Consider the following 17,301-nt stretch of genomic DNA (forward strand, 5'->3'; position numbering starts at 1 on the left):
GGCTGCTGCGTGCCCCGGCCCTGCGGCAACCCGTGACAACCCCGGGCCGGGCCCACGGACGACCGGGATCATGAGGCCATGAGCAACGATGCCTACACCCCGCACGAGGACCGTCTGCTGCCCGCGGACCCCGCCACCCGCGAGATCGCCCGGACCCTCTACCAGCGCATGCGGGATCAGCCCATCATCTCCCCGCACGGCCACGTGGACCCCCGGTTGCTGCTCGACGACGAGCCGTTCCGAGACCCCACCAGCCTGTTCATCACCCCCGACCACTACGTCACCCGTCTGCTGCACGCCCGCGGCGTGGGTCTCGCCGAGCTCGGCGTCGGCCGCGGACCCCTCGAGGAGCAGGACGCCCGCGCCGCCTGGCGCCTGCTGGCCGAGCACTGGCACGCCTACGCCGGCACCCCCTCCAGGTTGTGGATGGAGCACGAGTTCCACCAGGTGTTCGGGCTGGAGACCGTGCTCAGCCCCCGTACCGCCGACGCGATGTACGACGAGATCGCCGAGAAGCTCTCGCGCCCCGAGTTCCGGCCCCGGGCCCTGTTCGACCAGTTCCGCATCCAGGTCCTCGCCACCACCGACGACCCCACCGACGACCTGGCCGCCCACGAGGCCCTCGCTGCGGACGACGCCTTCACCGGCACCGTCATCCCCACCTTCCGGCCCGACAAGTACCTCGAGCCCGCCCGCCCCGACTTCCGCGAGCTCACCGATGCCCTCGGCGAGGCCGCAGCGGAGGACACCGGCACCTACCAGGGCTACGACCGTGCGATGCGGGCGCGCCGCCAGTACTTCCGCGACCACGGCGCGGTCTCCTCGGACCACGCCCATGCCGACCCCGGCACCGCCCGGCTGGAGGAGGCCGAGGCGAGCAGGCTGTACACCGAGGCCCGCGAGGGGCGGATCGACGCCGACGCGGCCGTGGCACTGCGCCGCCACCTGCTGGCCGACCAGGCCCGCATGGCGGCCGACGACTCCCTGGTCATGACGCTGCACCCAGCTGTGCACCGCAACCACCACCAGGGGACGTTCGAGAAGTTCGGGGCCGACGTGGGCGCCGACATCCCCACCTCCGTGGAGTTCGTGACGTCCCTGGCTCCGGTGCTGAACGACGTGGGCCTGGACCCCGCCTTCCGCCTGGTGCTGTTCACGATCGACGAGACGGTGTTCTCCCGCGAGATCGCCCCACTGGCCGGCTTCTACCCCTCCGTGTACGCCGGGGCGCCGTGGTGGTTCATCGACGCCCCCGACGCGATCCTGCGCTACCGCCGTGCCGTGGCCGAGACCATCGGGTACAGCCGCACCAGCGGCTTCATCGACGACACCCGCGCGTTCTGCTCCATCCCGGCCCGCCACGACATGGCCCGGCGCATGGACGCCCACCACCTGGCCGGCCTCGTGACCGAGCACCGCATGCGCCTGGAGGATGCGGCCGACATCGCCGACGCGTCCCCGGCCACCCACCCCCGCGAGGTGTTCCGCCTGGACGGTGGGACCGCTGCCGAGGCCACCCCCGCGACCTCCGCGAAGAAGGAGAACTGATCATGACCACCAGCACCGACACCACGGACGCTCCCCAGAGGGAAGGCCGACTGGTCCACCTGGGCATCGGCAACTTCGCCCGCGCCCACACCCTGGTGGCCACCCAGCAGGCAGGCGGCTGGGACGTGGCAGTGTTCACCGGTCGCAGCGCGGCCATGGCCGATGCCCTCAACGCCCAGGACGACAAGTACGGCCTGGTGGTGCGCGGCCCGGAGCGCGATGAGGTGGAGATCATCGACGTGATCGACGAGGCCTACGCCGCCGATGACATCGAGGCCCTGAACCGCCTGATCGCCGACCCGCACACCGCGGTGGTCACCCTGACCATCACCGAGAAGGGCTACAGCGCCGGGACCGACCCCGCCACCTCCGCCACCGCCCGCCTGGCCGGGGCACTGAGGGCACGCCGCGAGGCCGGGGTCACCGAGCCCATCGCCCTGGTCTCCTGCGACAACCTCTCCGGCAACGGTGCGGTGCTGCGCAAGGCCGTGCTCGAGGCGGCCGACGAGGAGACCCGCGCCTGGTTCGAGGACCACGTCGACGTCATCTCCACCATGGTCGACCGCATCACCCCCTTGGCCTCGGAGGAGGAGAAGGACCTGGTGCTGCGCGAGACGGGCCTGGCCGACCAAGTGCCTGTGGTGACCGAGCCCTTCACCGAGTGGGTGGTGCAGGACGCCTTCCGCGGCCGCCGCCCCGCCTGGGAGAAGGCCGGCGTCCAGTTCACCGACGACGTCGAACTGCATGAGCTGCGCAAGCTCCGCCTGCTCAACGGCTCCCACTCCCTGATGGCCTACGCCGGGCAGCTCGCCGGCTGTGAGCGCGTGGACGAGGCGATCGGCCACCGCGAGGTGCGGGCCCTGGTGGAGACGCTGTGGGACGAGGCCCGCTCCACCCTGCCCCTGCCCGCCGACGAACTGGACGCCTACACCTCGGCCCTCGAGGAGCGCTTCCGCAACCCCCGCCTGGCCGATGCGCTGATCCGCATCGCCGCCGACGGCTCCGAGAAGCTGCAGGTGCGGGCCCTCCCGGTCATCGCCGAGCGCGGCGGGCCCGACAAGGCTCCCGGCGCCGTGGCGGCCGTGGCCGCATGGACCGCGTGGGTCACCGACCGGTCCCGCGGTGGCCATGAGATCGCCGACCCGCGCGCCGAGGGCATCGCCCAGGCCGCAGCGCTCCCGGACGACGGTGAGAGGGTCACCGCACTGGTGGCGCTGCTGGGCCTGGAAGGCGCCGAGGCCCAGCCTCTGGTCGAGGCCGTCGTCGCCGAGGAGCAGCGCCTGCCCCGCGGCTGACCTGTCCCGATCTCGTCCCATCTGGTGCCCGGGGCTCCAGCGCCTTCCCAGACCTCCCGCCTCCCGAACCTGCCTCCCGCCTCCCGCACCACCCTCCACCCGCCACCCTCCGACTCCCGCGACAGTCTTACCCAGGACGCCAGAGCGGTTGTGCGCGCTCGGATTCCGGATCGGGAGCCTGAGCGCGCACAACCGTTAGCGTTGCGTGGGGCGGTGGTCGCGGTGCGTGGGGCTGGACGCGTCGGTGGGAGTCAGCGGAGTCGCGGTGCGCCCAGGTGCTCGAGCCGCCCCAGGAATGCCGAGGGGCTGAGCAGGTCGGAGTCGACGACCCGCACCACACGCCATCCGAGTTCGTGCAGGACGTCGTCCTTGCGTCGGTCTCTCCGGAAGCGGGAGCGATCGGTGCGGTGCCAGTCGCCGTCGTACTCGATCGCGATGCGCTGTGAGGGGTAGGCGAGATCGATGCGGAAGGACTCACCGGTCCCCGGTGCTTGGACGGGCAGGTTCACGATCGGTTCTGCGAAACCCCGGTCGAGCAGGAGGAGGCGAAGCGCGGTCTCCCGCGGCGACTCCACCCGTTCCCGGGCATCTGCAAGTGCCAGACGAGCGCTCTTGATCCCGTGCAGACCTGAGTCGGTCGCGGCACGACGTCTCAGTTCCTCCAGGTTCACCCGGGGCCGTTCCGCGCGGGGACCGACCGCATGATCGCAGCACGCGACCAGCTGTTCATGACTCAGGTCCCCCGCCAGCTCGCACAGAAGAGAGAGGTCCTCGCTCAGTTGCAGCCCCCGCCAGGAGCGCGTTCTCCGTGGTGCCCGCCTGTGCACGCGCACGGTCGGCCCGCACCGTCGACGCGACTGCGGGGGCACGGTGCAGTGGAGGACCCCGGTGGAGGCATACGTCAGCGAGGGAGGGAGGGGGTACCCCAGGAGCTCGGCGGCGGTCACATCGCTGATCACTGCTCCGGGCAGCAGCCGGCGCTGCAGGGTGCGGACGATGACGGCCAGGCTCGCCGGGGCGGCAGAGGGTGTGCAGTATCCCGGGAGCACGTTCAGGAACTCGTCGGAGGCCAGGCGGCGCTGATGCACGCCACGCTCTCGCAGCTCAGCCCGGGAGTGCAGACTATGCGGATTCGGTTTCCAGGACGACGCCATGCCCGGAGGCTATGACCGCGAAGCGTCCGAGCTCATCCGAGAGCATCGGACTGTGGATGACCGCCCCCTGGGGAGGAAACCCAGTAGCTGACGCACCGGACGGTTGTGCGCACTCGAGTTCCAGATCGGGAACCTCAGCGCGCAGAACCGTGCGGGGTGTGCGAGGTTCGAGGTTCGGGGTTCGGGGTTCGGGGTCCGGGGTTCGGGGTCCGGGTTCAGGGCAGCCTTGACCGACGGGGGCTCAGGCCAGGTCGGCCAGCTTCTCGAACCTCTCCAGGCGCTCGCGGTAGTAGTCGGCGTGCTCGGGGCGTGGCTCCACCCGGTTCAGCACGGGGGCCTCGGCCACCTGCACATCCGGGGCGGCCTGCTCGAGCGCCAGCACGGCGGAGCCGCGCATCGTGGAGCGGGAGATCGCCACGTGGTCGATCGGGGCGCCCAAGGCGTCGGCCAGCAGGTGCAGCCAGGCCGGGATCGCCTCGGTCATGCCGCCGGAGAGCACGATCCGCTCCGGGGCCCCGCCCATCTCCTTCAACTGATCGGCGATGCGCAGGAACGACAGCGCCACGCCCTCCATCGAGCCGCGCAGCAGGTCCTCCGCCGTGGTGGAGGCCGAGACGTTCGCGTACAGGGCCCGCGCGCCGTCGCGCCACTTCGTGCCGCGCTCGCCGGAGAGGAACGGCACCACCAGCGGTGTGGAGGACTCCGGTGCCGCGGCGAACAGCTCCTCCGTGTCCCAGGAGGAGATGTCCTTGTCCAGGGAGAACTGGTTGCGAGTCCAGTCCAGCACGCGCCCGCAGTCGCTCATCGCCGAGCCCACCAGGGTGCGGCGCGCATCCACGCGGTAGGCCCACAGGCCCGTCGGCAGCGTGGGGGTCTCCCCCTCGATCAGCTGGCGGATCGCGCCGGAGGTGGCGGTGGAGATGCCCCAGGTGGTGGGGCCCAGTGCGCCGATGCCGATGTTCGCCGCCAGGCCGTCGCCGATCACCGGCACCCAGGCGGCGTCCTTCAGCTGCGGGAACTGCTTCGCCAGCGGGGTGCCCGCCAGGGGCAGGGCATCGGAGGGATCCAGCGGTGTGCCCATCATCGCCGCGTCCACGCCGACCGCCTCGAGCAGCTCGGGCACGTACTGCCCGGTGCGGCGGTCGATCATCCCGGACCAGGCGGCAGAGGCGGTGCCCAGGGCCGGCGTACCGAGCAGCTTGAGGGCCACGTACTCGCCGAGCGCCATGAAGCGGTGGGCGCGGGAGAACACATCGGGGTGCTCCTCTCGCAGCCACGCCAGGCGCGGTGCCGTGTACGAGGAGTGAAGGCGGGCGCCGGTGCGCTCGTGCAGCGCCACCGGGTCCAGGCTCTCGCGCAGCGCGGCCACCTGGGTGCGGCAGCGTGTATCGGCGTAGGTGATGCACGGGGTCAGCGGCTCGCCGGCCTCGTCGACCACCACCAGGGAGGAGGCGAAGGTGTCGAAGCCGATCGCCATCACGGGGCCGGGCAGCGGATCCGACAGGACCTTCCCCAGAGCCGTGCGCAGGCCCTCCACGATCACGTCTGCATCGATGGTGGAGGTGCCGTCATCGCCGACGGTGAAGCCGTGGGGCTGCTTGTGGGTGCGTTTGCCGACCTCCCGGCCGGTGGCGTCGTACACCCCGGCTCGGGCGCCGCCCGAACCGACGTCCAGGCCGATCACGAGGGGGGCCAGTGCATCCTCATCGGGAATGGCGAAACGGGGCATGGCGTGGGTCTCCTGCGACTGGGGTCTGTTCCGGCGCTCCTCGGGCAGCGATGCCGGGAGCGGGGTCCGTCCCGTTCAGGATAGGGGCAGGGGCTGTGGCGGTCCCGGACACGCCGCCTGTTGCCACCGCGGCCGGGCCCCCGCTCAGTCCCCGATCACCGACTGCCCCACGTACTGGCCCTCCTCGCAGCCCGGCGGGATCGCGAACACGGCCGAGCCGATCGGCGTGGTCCACAGGTTCAGCAGGTCCAGGTCCGCCAGCCTCTGCTGGATGGGGAGGAACTGCCCGAGCAGGTCCGCCTGGAACGAGGTGAAGATCTGCCCGGACTCCGAGAGTGCACCGCTGCCGGGTGCAGGAGGCGCCTCGTAGTTGTAGGGCCGGCGGAAGATCTCATCATGCACCCCCTCGTCCACCCCACGGGCCCTGCGCATATGGGCGAACTCGGGGATCACCGGGAAGCCGTGCTCACTGCGCTTCTCGAAATCGGCGTGGTCGAACTCGTCGGTCCCGCTCAGCGGTGCTCCGTTGGACAGCTTCGTGCCGGTGGACTGCTCCCGCGCGGTCGGGTCGGCCTCGTCCCAGCCGTCCAGGTCCATGCGGATGCGCCGGATCACCATCGAGGTGCCGCCGGCGAAGGGCCCCTCGTCGATCCACACCACCGTGTCGAAGTGGTTGCTGTCCAGCTGCGGGTTCGCGGTGCCGTCCACCTGCCCGAAAAGGTTCCGCTGGGTGACGCCGGGGCGCTCGGTGCCGTGAGCCCGACGGAAGCCCTGCTGCACCCAGCGCACCGAGGTGAAGGCGCGGGAGTCCTTCAGCAGCATCCGTGCGGTGTGCGAGACGGTGAGCGGGTCGTCGGCCGCCACCTGCAGTAGCAGGTCCCCATCGCAGAACTCCTCCTGCAGCTCGTCGATCTCGAAGGCCGGCAGCGGTGCCAGCCACGCGGGCACCTCCACGCCGGCCCGCTCCAGCAGGCCCGGGCCGAAGCCGAAGGTCACGGTGAGGCGGGCCGGTGCGGTGGCAAGCTCGGGCTCGGTGTCGGCCAGGGCGGGGCGGCCCTGGGTGAGGCGGGCGGCGTCGTCGGTGAGCAGGCGCAGCATGCGGATGATCCCGTCCCGGTCCACCTCCTCGTGCAGGTCGAGGGCCAGATAGGTGGAAGATGCCTGGGCGGGGGTGCCCACCCCGGACTGGTGCTCGCCGTGGAAGGGGAGGGTGGCCTTCCCGTGCAGGGGCGCCTCGGCCTGATCGGCCATACCAGGGGCAGGGGCGGAGCCGCGCAGGGCCCGGTCGAGGCCGATCGCCGCTGCCCCCACGCCCAGGGCGCTGGCACCGGCGGTGCCGGCCAGCAGCAGGCCGCTGCGGCCCGGACGGGTGTCATGGTCGGCTTCGGGCCGGGGACCGTTGTCGGGGCGGGGATTAGCGTGGCGCCGGGGGCCGGTGTCGGGCAGGGGATCCCGGTCGGGGCGGGGCGTCACTGGTCCTCCTCCATCCCGCCGTAGTTCTCCTGCGCGCCGGCGAAGTCCTTCACGGTGGCGGTCACCGGATGCTCGGTGCCGTCCTCGAACTGCAGCACCACCTCCACCTGGTCGCCGGGCTGCAGGGGTGCGGACAGGCCCATCAGCATGATGTGGTCGCCGCCTGGCTCCAGCACCAGTTCACCGTCGGCCGGGATGGGGAACCCGCCCTCCTTCTGCTCCATGCTCATCCCGCCGGAGCCGTCGGAGGCGGTCTGGTGCAGCTCCACCTCCGACGCGGCCTCCGTGGTCCCGCCCACCAGGGTCAACGCGGCCCCGGAGGAGTTGGTGAGGGTGCCGAACATCGAGGTCATGCCCTCGTCGGCGGCCTTCACCCACGGGTCGGTGACGGTCACCGGGCCGTCGGTTGCGGCGGTGGCATCGGGATCGGCGGGGGCATCGGTTTCCGCGCCGGCATCGGTGCCGGGGTCGGTGGCCGGGGCGGGTTCATCCTCGGCCGCCCCGCCGCAGGCCGCCAGGGGCAGGGCCAGCAGCGGCAGGGCCAGGGCTGAACGCACCGCGGCGCGTCGGCCGATCGCCCTGGTGACCAGGGGGAGGGGCCCGGTCGAGGTGGCCGGGGCGGTGCGGGGCAGGTGTGTGCGGGGCATGAGGGGTCCTTCCGTCAGGGGTGTTCGTGCGGCAGGCGTCACCCGGTGTGCAGGCGCGCGGCCGCAGGCCGTCGCTCGGCGACGGCAAGAACGGGTCTGGTCCGGTCGGCGCAGGGAGCGCCGTGGTCGATCAGGCGGCCAGGACCAGCGGAGGACCCCTCCTGGGCGCAGGCCCCAGCACGACCTGCTGCGTTCGACGCAGATCCCGGTGTCGGTCCACGGGAGCTGTGGGCTCGGTCCCCGTCACGGGCAGGGAGGCGGACGGGACCACGAAGGGCAGCAGCAGCGACTCCACCAGGGTGCGGGCCAGGTCGAGGCCGCCGAGCACCAGGGATTCCCCACGCTGCAGCAGCACTACGGTCAGGAGCGCGGCCAGGAGGTGGCCCAGCAGCATCGGGGCACCCACGTGATCGCCGTGCAGGGCGTGCTGCGCGAGGTCCCCCACCCCGTGGGTGGCGTGGTCGGGGCCCAGAAGCGAACTGTTCACTGCGTCCGATCCGTGCCCCAGGTGCGAGCCGTGGCCCAGATGCTGCCCGGGTGGATCCACCAGGCGCGCCGCCGGATCACCGGGGGTGCCGGCCATGAACAGGCCGTGGAACAGCACCTGGCTGCCCAGCACCGCCGCCGACATCCGGACCGGCGTGAACCGGGCACCGGCCAGCACCGTGCATACCGCCACCGACAACCACCACGGCAGCAGCACCCCGAGCCATCCGGGCACCGCGCCGCCCGCGACCACGTGCCCGGTCAGGGCAACCGCCGTCGCGATGGTGGCGGCGAGCCCACCGCGCAGCAGGCGCAGGGGCTCACGACTTGGAGGACATGCCCACCATTCTGGCCCAGGACCTCCCCGAAGGAAGGCCCTGGGCCAGAGGTCACACGAGGGGCAGGCGTGTTCAGCCCCGGTCGGTGCTCGAGGACCCGTCGCCGCCGAAGCGGGCCGGCGGCAGCGGCGGGGCCACCGCGGCCGGGCGCTCCTCGAGGCGGGCCAGGGCCTCCTGGACACCGCGCGCCAGCTGCGGGTCGGTGTCAGCGTCCCAGGCGTTCGGCGGGTAGGGAACCTCGATGTCCGGGTCCACCCCATAGTTCTCGATGGACCAGTCCACCCCCTCGAACCAGGAGGCGTACTTCGGCTGGGTGATGCCGGTGCCGTCCACCAGGTCATAGCGGCCGTCGATGCCGATCACACCGCCCCAGGTGCGGGTGCCGATCACCGGGCCGATCTTCATCGCCTTGGAGACGGCGTTGACGATGTCGCCGTCGGATCCGGCCTCCTGGTTGGTCACCAGCACCACCGGGCCACGCGGCGCGAACTCGGGGTAGGTGCCGGCGGCCTCGTGCCGCGGGTAGCCCCAGGACAGCACGCGCCGGGCCAGGCGGTCCGTGACCAGCTGCGAGGTGTGGCCGCCAGCGTTGTACCGCACGTCCACCACGATGCCCTCCTTACTGGAGGCCTCCCGCAGGTCGCGGTGCATCTGCGCCCAGCCCGAGGAGACCATGTCCGGGATGTGCAGGTATCCCAGGCGCCCACCGGACAGTTCCGTGACACGCTCCCTCCGGGAGGCCACCCAGGCCTGGTAGCGCAGCTGGGTGTCGTCCTTCAGCGGTGTCACCGCCACCCGGCGATGGGCGCCCTCACGCTCCAGCACCAGCTCGGTGGGTCGTTCCGCGGCACCGATCAGCAGGGCCTCCACACCGTCGGCGGCCACCTCACGGCCGTCGATACGCACGATCGCATCACCGGCCGCCGCAGCGACTCCGGGGGCCAGCAGCGGGGAGCGGGCATCGGGGTCGGAGGAGTCGCCGAGCAGGATCCGGGTGATCACCCAGCGGTCGCCCTGGCGCTCCAGATCGGCCCCGAGGTATCCGGGCTGCATCGGCGGATCGGCGTGGTACGGGGTGCCCTGCACGTAGGCGTGTGAGGTGCCGAGTTCGCCCACGACCTCCCACATCATGTCCTGGAAGTCGTCGTCGGTGACCACCCGTTCCAGCACCGGCTCGTACCAGGAGGTCATGGCGTGCCAGTCCTGGCCGTCCATGTCGGCCCGCCAGAACTGCTGGGCCATGATCCGGTAGTTGTCCCACAGCATGCCGCGGCGCTCGGCCACCGGGTCCACCGTGAAGCGCAGACGGTCGGTGCCGATGGTGATCCGGGCCGGATCCTCGTCCTCCACCTTGCGGGTGGCCGGCACGTGCAGCCAGTCCTTGCCCTGTTTGATCACCAGCGACTCGCCGTCCCCGGAGGCCGCCACCTCGGTGACGCCCTCGGCCAGCACGGTCAGCTTGCGGTCCGCGAGGCTCCAGTGCTCCAGGGTGGGCGTGGGCGCCTCGCCCTCCACCCCGGCCCGGGCCGAGCCCAGGACGCCCAGCTGCGGGTGGCGCAGCCACACGAAACCGCCCTTGACGGCGGACAGGTGCGAGTACTTCCCGGACTCCACCGGGAACGGCACGATGCGCGACTCCACGGCATCGAGGTCCACATGCGTGCGCGGGGGCCGTGCGGCGCCCTCGGCCCCGGCGGGGCTGGTGGCACCGGCCGGACGCTCACCAACAGCGTCCGTCGACCCGGCCGACGCCCCCGCTGAGCTGGCCGACGACGATGCCGATGAGGCGGCCGACGCACCGGCCCCGCCGTGCGCGCCCTCCTTGCCGTGGCCGTCCTTGCCGCCGGCTGCCGGCTCCTCCTCGGCGGCCGCCCAGCCGTCGGGGTGCGGGCCGAAGGGATCCGCGGTGGTGCGGTCCAGGGGGATCAGGAAGGGGCGCTCGGCGTTGACGAAGCCCAGGTCGAACACCATGTCGTCGTAGATGGTCTCGAAGGTGCGCATCGACAGCAGCGCCAGGTGCTTGCCGTCGGCGCTGAACGCCGGGGCGGAGTCCTGGTACTTGCCGGAGGTGAGGGCGCGGCCGGTGGGGTCGGCGTCCTCGGTGTCCGAGATCATCAACCGGCCCAGCAGCCACGAGTTCGGCTCGGACCACACCAGGTAGCGGCCGTCCGGGGAGAAGGCCAGGTCACGGATCTCGCCACCGTTGGAGCGGCCCACCTCCCGCACGCGGTCCAGGCGCGGAGGCTCGGGCTCGGGGGCACTGTCCTGGTCCCAGGGCTCGGGCCCGGCGTTCGCGGTGTCCTTGCGCGACGAGGCGCCGGCGGGGGAGAGGCCCGCCGGATCCACGATGCCGCGCAACGTCACCAGCAGCACCCGGTTGTCGTAGGTGGAGATCGCCACTGCGGAGCCATCGGGGGAGGGCACGGCGTGCAGGATCCTGCCCACCTCACCCACCTCGAGGGTGATCGGCTCCCCGCCGCCGTCCAGACGGGCCAGGGCCAGCACGTCCGAGCCCACCCCACCCTCGGTGCGATCCGCCTGGGCCTTCTCATCGGTCACGAACAGGGCGAAGGGGGAGCGGCCCAGCGGCCGCACCTCACGGATCCGCAGACCGGAGGCGCCGGCCAGCAGGCGCGAGGGGCCACCGCGATGGGTGAGCACATGGGCGCTGCCGCGCCACTCCACCACGCTCGAGCGGGCATCGTGCACCGGCCGCATGGCCAGCAGGTTCTCGGTGGCCTTCACCGGGCGGGGCAGGCGCGCGGCCCCCACACCGGCGGCCTGAACCTCGACCTCGCGGGGCGCGGAGTCCAGGGAGTCCATCGCGAACAGGCGGCCGCGGGAGGTGAACACGACGGTGGTGCCGTCGGTGGCGGGCTCCCGCAGGTAGCCGTCGGCCGAGGTCAGCTGGGTGTGGACCTGCAGGTCGGAGCCGTCGGCCGCCACCGACCACAGGTTCGCGGTGGCGCGGTCCGTCAGCGCGGCCCCGGCGCCGGGGGTGTCGGAGGCGAAGATCAACCGGTCCCCGTACCAGGCCACACGGGTCTTGGAGGCCAGCAGCTCGTCCAGCAGCGGCTCCCAGGAGCGTGCCGCGTGCTGCTCCGCCGAAGCGCCCAGGTCCAGCTGCTCGCGAGAGATCCACAGCTTCGCCGCGGTGCCGCCCTGGTAGTGCTTCCAGGCGGACTGCTCACGACGCCAGGGGGTGACCACGACCGTGGTGCCGTCGGCGTGGATCGCGACCTCGCTGGAACGGCCCAGCGGCAGGGGCTCCGCGGTGCCGTCCAGGTCGACCGCCCACAGCTGCATGTCCCGGGCCAGCGGGGCGCCGTAGCTGGTGGCGGCCAGCACCCTGCCGTCCGGCAGCCAACCGGCCACGCGGGTGGAGGGGCGCCCCCAGGTGGTCAGGCGTCGCGGGGCGGAGGAGCCGTCGGCCGCGATCACCCACACCTCGGGGCCACCGGAGGTGCGGGAGGTGTACGCCACCTGCGTGCCGTCCGGGGAGAAGCGCGGGTAGGCCACCGGCGCGCCCTCGTCGGTGAGCCGCCAGGCCCTTCCGCCCGCGAGCGGGGCCAGCCACACATCGTTGGCGGCGGTGAAGGCGACAGTGTCGCCGTGGACATCGGGGTGGCGGAGGTAAGCAGCGTGCGCAGGCGTCATCGACATGCGCTCCACCCTATGCGCGCACGTGGCGCGGGTCATAGCCGCGCGGGGGGTGGTGATCGTTCCGGGAGATGCCCCGGGTGGGTGGTACAGGGCCGGCCGGGATCAGCTGGTCAGGGCCTGGTCCACCGAGTGGAGGGTCATCGCCAGCACGGCCCTGGTGAGGGGGGCGGCATCAACGGTGCCACCCTTGGTGGTGCCCTCTCCGGTGGTGAGGGCCGCCTCGAGCACGGTGGTCGCATCGATCCCTGCACCCGTCAAGGCAGGCTCGAGCAGGGCCGTGACGATGCCGCGGCCGGCCTCCTGGGTGGCGGGCTCGTCGGGGCGGACCCGCAGCTCCGCATCGCCCCACAGCGCGCCCCGACCGTGCAGCCACAGCACCGCGGCGGCGCGCTCCGGATCCTCGGGGACATCGGCCACGGGGGTGGGCACACCGGCCAGGTTCGGGGTGGGGGCACCGGCGAAGCGATGCAGGGCAAGCGCCAGATCCCCCCGGGTGACCACGGCATCCGGGGCGAAGGAGCCGTCCGGGAGGGCCGGCAGCACGTCACTGTCGTGGGCCCAGGACAGGGCATCCTGCGCTGGGTTCGCCGCGGAGGGCGACAGCGCCGCGTCGGTGTCGAGACCATTCGCGCCGCGGCCGGCTCGGCCGAGCACCAGTGCCGCGCCGGCCACCGGGAGGGCGAGGGCCGCAGCTCCGGCGCCGGCCAGCAGCAGGGTCCGGCGACGCGGCGAGTCGGGCTGGGAATCGCCGGGGAGGGTGGCAGGTGCAGGTGCAGGTGCAGGTGCGGGTGCGGGTGCTGTGGTGGCCGGTGCCTGAGAGGAGCGCACAGCCGCCTGGCCGGTCACACGCGCGCCCGGCCTGCCTGCTCGCAGGCGTGGGGGTGCGGGACGGCGCGGTGTCGTAGGGCAGGGGGAAGTGGTGGTGGAGGCCGGGCCGTTCGGCGCCGGGGAGCCCGGTGCGGCGCCCTTGGGGGCGGGCGGGTTCAGATCCATCGCAGCTCCCGCATCCGCTGTCCGATCGCCCAGCTCACCAGCAGGTTCCCCCAGCCGTTGAGGTGGATGTGGTCCTCCGCCACCAGCAGCGGTGGGGTGACACCCTGCGCGAGTGCGTCATGCGTGGAGCCCTGCTCCATCAGCTGCAGGTGCGCGATGGGGGCGGAGGTGAGCCCCTCCTCGCTGGTCAGCAGGTGCTGCAGGTCCACGAAGTGGTCGCCGTACCGGGACGCCTGCTCGGTGTTCACCTCGGTGAGGGCCTCCCCGGTGGAGGAGCCGGCGGCATCGTTGACGGTGGGCCAGTGCCCCAGCACCAGTGAGTCCTCCGCCGGGTGCGCGGTGGCATCCCACATCCGCTGGGTGTGCTCCAGTACCGCCTCCACCTCGAGGATGTTGTTCTTGCCTAGCCACAGCACCTGCCGGGACGAATCCGCCACCGCGGTGAGCGCAGAGCGGAAGGTGCCCGGCGAGAGCACAGCAGCGGGGTCGTCGGGCATGAAGCGCCAGGTCCCGGAGGTCCCGTCGAGGATCCCGGCAACGCCGTCCACGTCCCCCGGGCAGCGCACCGGCCCCTGCGGGGGCAGGTCAGGCTCCAGGTGCACCGCGGTCACGGCCGCAGCGCCAGTGGCTCCGGCGGCATCGGTGACCGCAGCGGCATCGATGGTCGCGTCGGGGTCGGGGACCAGGCGCGGCCGCTCGAGCCCGCGCATCAGCAGGGCGTGCGCGGACCTCGTCGCGCCCACGCCGAAGGGGTGCACGACGGCGGGCGCAGCTGCCAGCGCCAGGTGCTCGTGGATGCGGATCGGCAGCGGTGTGCCTTCGTCGCCGCCCTCTGAGCTCATCGAGGAGGAGCCCCACAGAGTGATCGGGCGGGTGTCATCGGCCGGGGCCAGCAACCGGCGGGACGCATCGGTGCCTGGCATCCGGTCCTCCCCGTGCTTCGTGCCCCACAGGCACTCCCACCGGTGCCCGCCACGCTTACTGTACGGGAGCCGGGAGGTGCCCGCGAGGTGTCCTAGGTCGCCCCCCGGGCCCGGCTCAAGCGGGCGCAGGGTCAGGCGGTCGAAGGGTCAGGCTGTCGAAGGGTCAGGCGGTCGCAGGGTCGCCGACGACGGGTCCCTCCGTGTTCCGCTTCCACCCCAGGGCCGGCGCGACGTGCTGGGCGAAGCCCTCCAGGATGTGCAGGTTCAGGTCCACGCCCAGCTGCGAGGGAATGGTGAGCATGAGGGTATCCGCGCTCATCACCGCAGCGTCCTCCTTCAGCTGCTCCACCAGCTGGTCCGGCTCGCCCACGTAGGTGCGGCCGAAGGTGGAGCGCATCCCGTCGATGATCCCGATCTGATCGGTCCCGTTGCCGGAGCGCAGGCCGAACATCAGCGCGTCCTGTTCGGTGACCACGGGGAACACGCTGCGCGAGACGGACACTCGCGGCCGGCGCGTGTGGCCGGCCTCGGCGAAGGCCTCCCGGTAGCGGTCGATCTGCTCAGCCTGCAGCTCCCCGAAGGTGGCACCGGTGGCCTCGGTCAGCAGTGTGGAGCTCATCAGGTTCAGGCCCTGGCGGCCGACGGTCTCCGCGCTGTCCCGGGAGCCGGCACCCCACCAGATCCGCTCGATCAGGCCCTCGGAATGCGGCTCCACGCGCAGACGCGTGCCGGGTCCGTACTGCTTCGGATCTGCCGGGGCCAGGCGCTCCCCGCGCACGGCCCGCAGGAACAGCTCGAACTTGTCGCGGGCGATGTCGGCTCCGCGGGGGTCGGTGGAGCCGGTGTACCCGAAGGTCTCCCAGCCGCGGTCGGCCGGCTCCGGGCTGCCGCGGGACACCCCGAGCGCCACCCGCCCATCGGCGATCAGGTCCAGTGCTGCGGCTTCCTCCGCCAGCTGGAGGGGGTTCTCGTAGCGCATGTCGATCACGCCGGTGCCCACCTCGATGCGCTGGGTGCGGGCGGCGGCAGCGGCCAGCAGCGGCATGGGGGAGGCCGACTGGGTGGCGAAGTGGTGCACCCGGAAGTAAGCACCGTTGACACCCAGCTCATCTGCGCCGACGGTGATGTCCAGTGCATCGTGAAGCATCTGGCGGGCGCTGAGGCCCCCGTGGGCGGCGGCGTGGCCGTAGTGGCCGAAACTGAGGAATCCGAAAGCTCGCATGATGGCTCCCACCGTAGCTGGTTGTTGAAACGTCCACCAACAGGGGGGTTCCTCGCCGGGCTCCTCGAAGCCGTCACCGCCTTCTAGCACCAGGTCCCCACCCAGGAATGGGGTGCGGGCCTCCACATCACCGCCTGCTCCCCGGCGACATCCCGAAGATCTCCAACAGCCGCGTGCCCTCCTGCTGCCTGCACCCGGTGGGCAGGTCGCGGCAGTACTGCACCGGATCCACGCCGGTGGACTGTGCCTTCCCTCCACACTGGGGCCGAAGCGTAGGCGCGGTGAACATTCCGTGACCACTCCCGGATTCTCCCGGTCAGATGGCCGTTACCCGTCGGCCGATGAGCGAAAATCGGGGCATGACATCTGCCAAGCCCCTCGTCGTCGGCCATCGTGGCGCAGCCCTGCTGGCCCCGGAGAACACCCTGTCCTCGTTCCGTCGGGCCCTTGCCGACGGCGCTGACCTGCTCGAGTGCGATGTGCACCTCAGCAGCGACGGGACGGTGATGGTCATCCACGACGAGACCATCGACCGCACCGCAGGCCCGGACTCCCCGCTGCGCACCGGCGCGATCGCTGATCTCAGCAGCCGCGAACTGGAGACGGTGCGGCAGGCGCACGACGAGCACATCCCCACCCTCGCCCAGCTGCTGGAGCTCACCACGGTGCCGCTGTTCATCGAGGTCAAGGTGCCGGCCGCTGCCCGCGCGGTAGGCGAGATGCTCGCCGATCTGCCCCAGGGGTCGCCGGAAGCGGCGTCGACCGTGATCTCCTTCCACGCCGAGGCGCTCGCCGAGATCCGCCGCACCAGCCCCGAGACACCCGTCTCCTACCTGGTCGAGGTGATCGACGAGCAGGCGATCGCCACCGCCCGTGAGCTGGGCGCTGTCGCCGTCGGCCCCGCGATCGACGGGCTGTGCCTGGCCGCCGCCCGTGCGGTGCTGGAGGCGGGATTGAGCCTGCACCCGTGGACCGTCAACACCGAGCAGCAGCTCCAGGTGGCCCTGGCCTGCGGCGCCGGCTCGATCACCACCGACGACCCCGGGTGGGTGAAGGAGCAGCTCGCCGAGCGTCAGCCGCGGAGGTGAGGCCGACGAGCGGGTCCGACGCGGCAGGCCCGGCCCGCTCGCGCGGGGAGCCGACGGGTCGCCGCACCGGCCGACGACGGATCGCGCTCGCCCTCGCGGGGATCGTGACGATCGCTCTGGGTCTCGGGATCCGCGCGGGTGTGGACGCCGGCTGGGCAGGGCCGGCGGGCGACCTCCTCTACGCGACGCTCATGTACCTGGCGATCGCCTTCGTGCTGCCGCGAACGGGGAGGTGGCAGGTGGCGGCGGTGGCGCTCAGCGTGTGCTGGGCGATCGAGCTGTTCCAGACCACCGGCATCCCGGCCCAGCTCGCCCAGGTGTTCCCGCCTGTCCGGTTGCTGCTGGGCACCACCTTCGTACCGCTGGACCTGCTGTCCTACGCGATCGGGGTGGGGCTGGCTGTCGTGGCCGATGCAGTGGTGGTCCGCGCGGTCACAGGGGCAGCATTCCCTCGGCGAGGGAGCGCCTGATCCGCCACGCCTCAGGGCTCGTGGGGTGGCCGGGGAACCCGCCGTGGGAGAACACCCGGTTCAGGTAGTCCACGAACGGCATCGCCACCTCGGCGACGAACAGGCCGTCCGCGCAGGCATCCGGGAGTCGGATCCCGTACGGGGAACCACCGCTGATGTTCGCCTTGTGCAGGTGATCCGGGGCCAGCGGCAGCACGAACATGCCGGGGTCCTCCGCGAACTCCGCCTGCTCGCGCCACAGCTCCAGGTCGTCCTCGAAGTAGCTCACCGGC

14 protein-coding genes are annotated in these 17,301 nt (G+C 72.2%); 4 read left to right on the plus strand and 10 right to left on the minus strand.

The features are described from left to right. Window positions 1–78: 78 nt before the first annotated feature. The gene (gene uxaC, locus JOD52_RS16465) at window positions 79–1,548 is read left to right on the plus strand and encodes a glucuronate isomerase (protein WP_204411265.1); all 1,470 of its coding nucleotides are present in this window, start codon (window positions 79–81) and stop codon (window positions 1,546–1,548) included. A 2-nt stretch (window positions 1,549–1,550) separates the two neighbouring features. Continuing rightward, the gene (locus tag JOD52_RS16470) at window positions 1,551–2,843 is read left to right on the plus strand and encodes a mannitol dehydrogenase family protein (protein WP_204411267.1); all 1,293 of its coding nucleotides are present in this window, start codon (window positions 1,551–1,553) and stop codon (window positions 2,841–2,843) included. Window positions 2,844–3,094: 251 nt separating this feature from the next. On the opposite strand, the gene JOD52_RS17340 is transcribed toward JOD52_RS16470, so the two are convergent. The 9 genes from JOD52_RS17340 to JOD52_RS16515 form a co-directional block, all read right to left on the minus strand. Then, complete coding sequence (locus tag JOD52_RS17340; protein WP_239551946.1) at window positions 3,095–3,352, minus strand: DUF559 domain-containing protein; 258 nt, start codon at window positions 3,350–3,352, stop codon at window positions 3,095–3,097. An 886-nt stretch (window positions 3,353–4,238) separates the two neighbouring features. Further along, on the minus strand, window positions 4,239–5,726 hold the full coding sequence (locus tag JOD52_RS16480; RefSeq protein ID WP_204411272.1) for a gluconokinase: 1,488 nt from the start codon (window positions 5,724–5,726) through the stop codon (window positions 4,239–4,241). A 144-nt stretch (window positions 5,727–5,870) separates the two neighbouring features. Further along, window positions 5,871–7,199 carry a Dyp-type peroxidase gene (locus JOD52_RS16485; RefSeq protein WP_204411274.1) on the minus strand — a complete coding sequence of 443 codons (1,329 nt, stop codon included), beginning with the start codon at window positions 7,197–7,199 and terminating at the stop codon, window positions 5,871–5,873. Further along, window positions 7,196–7,846: a copper chaperone PCu(A)C gene (locus tag JOD52_RS16490; RefSeq protein WP_204411276.1), complete on the minus strand. Its 651-nt coding sequence runs from the start codon at window positions 7,844–7,846 to the stop codon at window positions 7,196–7,198. The genes JOD52_RS16485 and JOD52_RS16490 overlap by 4 nt, the downstream gene beginning before the upstream one ends. Before the next feature lie 130 nt (window positions 7,847–7,976). Next, window positions 7,977–8,585 (minus strand): hypothetical protein, encoded by a 609-nt coding sequence (locus JOD52_RS16495; protein WP_259849085.1) that lies wholly within the window; start codon window positions 8,583–8,585, stop codon window positions 7,977–7,979. Window positions 8,586–8,742: 157 nt separating this feature from the next. Then, window positions 8,743–12,333: a S41 family peptidase gene (locus JOD52_RS16500; RefSeq protein ID WP_204411278.1), complete on the minus strand. Its 3,591-nt coding sequence runs from the start codon at window positions 12,331–12,333 to the stop codon at window positions 8,743–8,745. Between the two features lie 102 nt (window positions 12,334–12,435). Further along, on the minus strand, window positions 12,436–13,161 hold the full coding sequence (locus tag JOD52_RS16505; protein WP_204411279.1) for an S-layer homology domain-containing protein: 726 nt from the start codon (window positions 13,159–13,161) through the stop codon (window positions 12,436–12,438). 155 nt (window positions 13,162–13,316) lie between these two features. After that, window positions 13,317–14,249, minus strand: coding sequence for a hypothetical protein (locus JOD52_RS16510; RefSeq protein ID WP_204411281.1), 933 nt, complete (start codon window positions 14,247–14,249; stop codon window positions 13,317–13,319). A 163-nt stretch (window positions 14,250–14,412) separates the two neighbouring features. Next, window positions 14,413–15,471 carry an LLM class flavin-dependent oxidoreductase gene (locus JOD52_RS16515; RefSeq protein ID WP_204411283.1) on the minus strand — a complete coding sequence of 353 codons (1,059 nt, stop codon included), beginning with the start codon at window positions 15,469–15,471 and terminating at the stop codon, window positions 14,413–14,415. A gap of 359 nt (window positions 15,472–15,830) precedes the next feature. Between JOD52_RS16515 and JOD52_RS16520 the strand changes: the two genes are divergently transcribed. Continuing rightward, entirely contained in the window at window positions 15,831–16,559 is a 729-nt protein-coding gene (locus JOD52_RS16520; RefSeq protein WP_017823432.1) for a glycerophosphodiester phosphodiesterase, read from the plus strand. Between the two features lie 104 nt (window positions 16,560–16,663). After that, complete coding sequence (locus tag JOD52_RS17345; RefSeq protein WP_259841005.1) at window positions 16,664–17,029, plus strand: DUF2809 domain-containing protein; 366 nt, start codon at window positions 16,664–16,666, stop codon at window positions 17,027–17,029. Here JOD52_RS17345 and JOD52_RS16530 read toward each other — a convergent pair. Then, window positions 16,992–17,297, minus strand: coding sequence for a hypothetical protein (locus tag JOD52_RS16530; protein WP_150108376.1), 306 nt, complete (start codon window positions 17,295–17,297; stop codon window positions 16,992–16,994). The two genes, JOD52_RS17345 and JOD52_RS16530, sit on opposite strands and share 38 nt — an antisense overlap. Between the last annotated feature and the right edge of the window lie 4 nt (window positions 17,298–17,301).

The sequence above is a fragment of the Brachybacterium muris genome (genome assembly GCF_016907455.1).
GTDB lineage: Bacteria > Actinomycetota > Actinomycetes > Actinomycetales > Dermabacteraceae > Brachybacterium > Brachybacterium muris.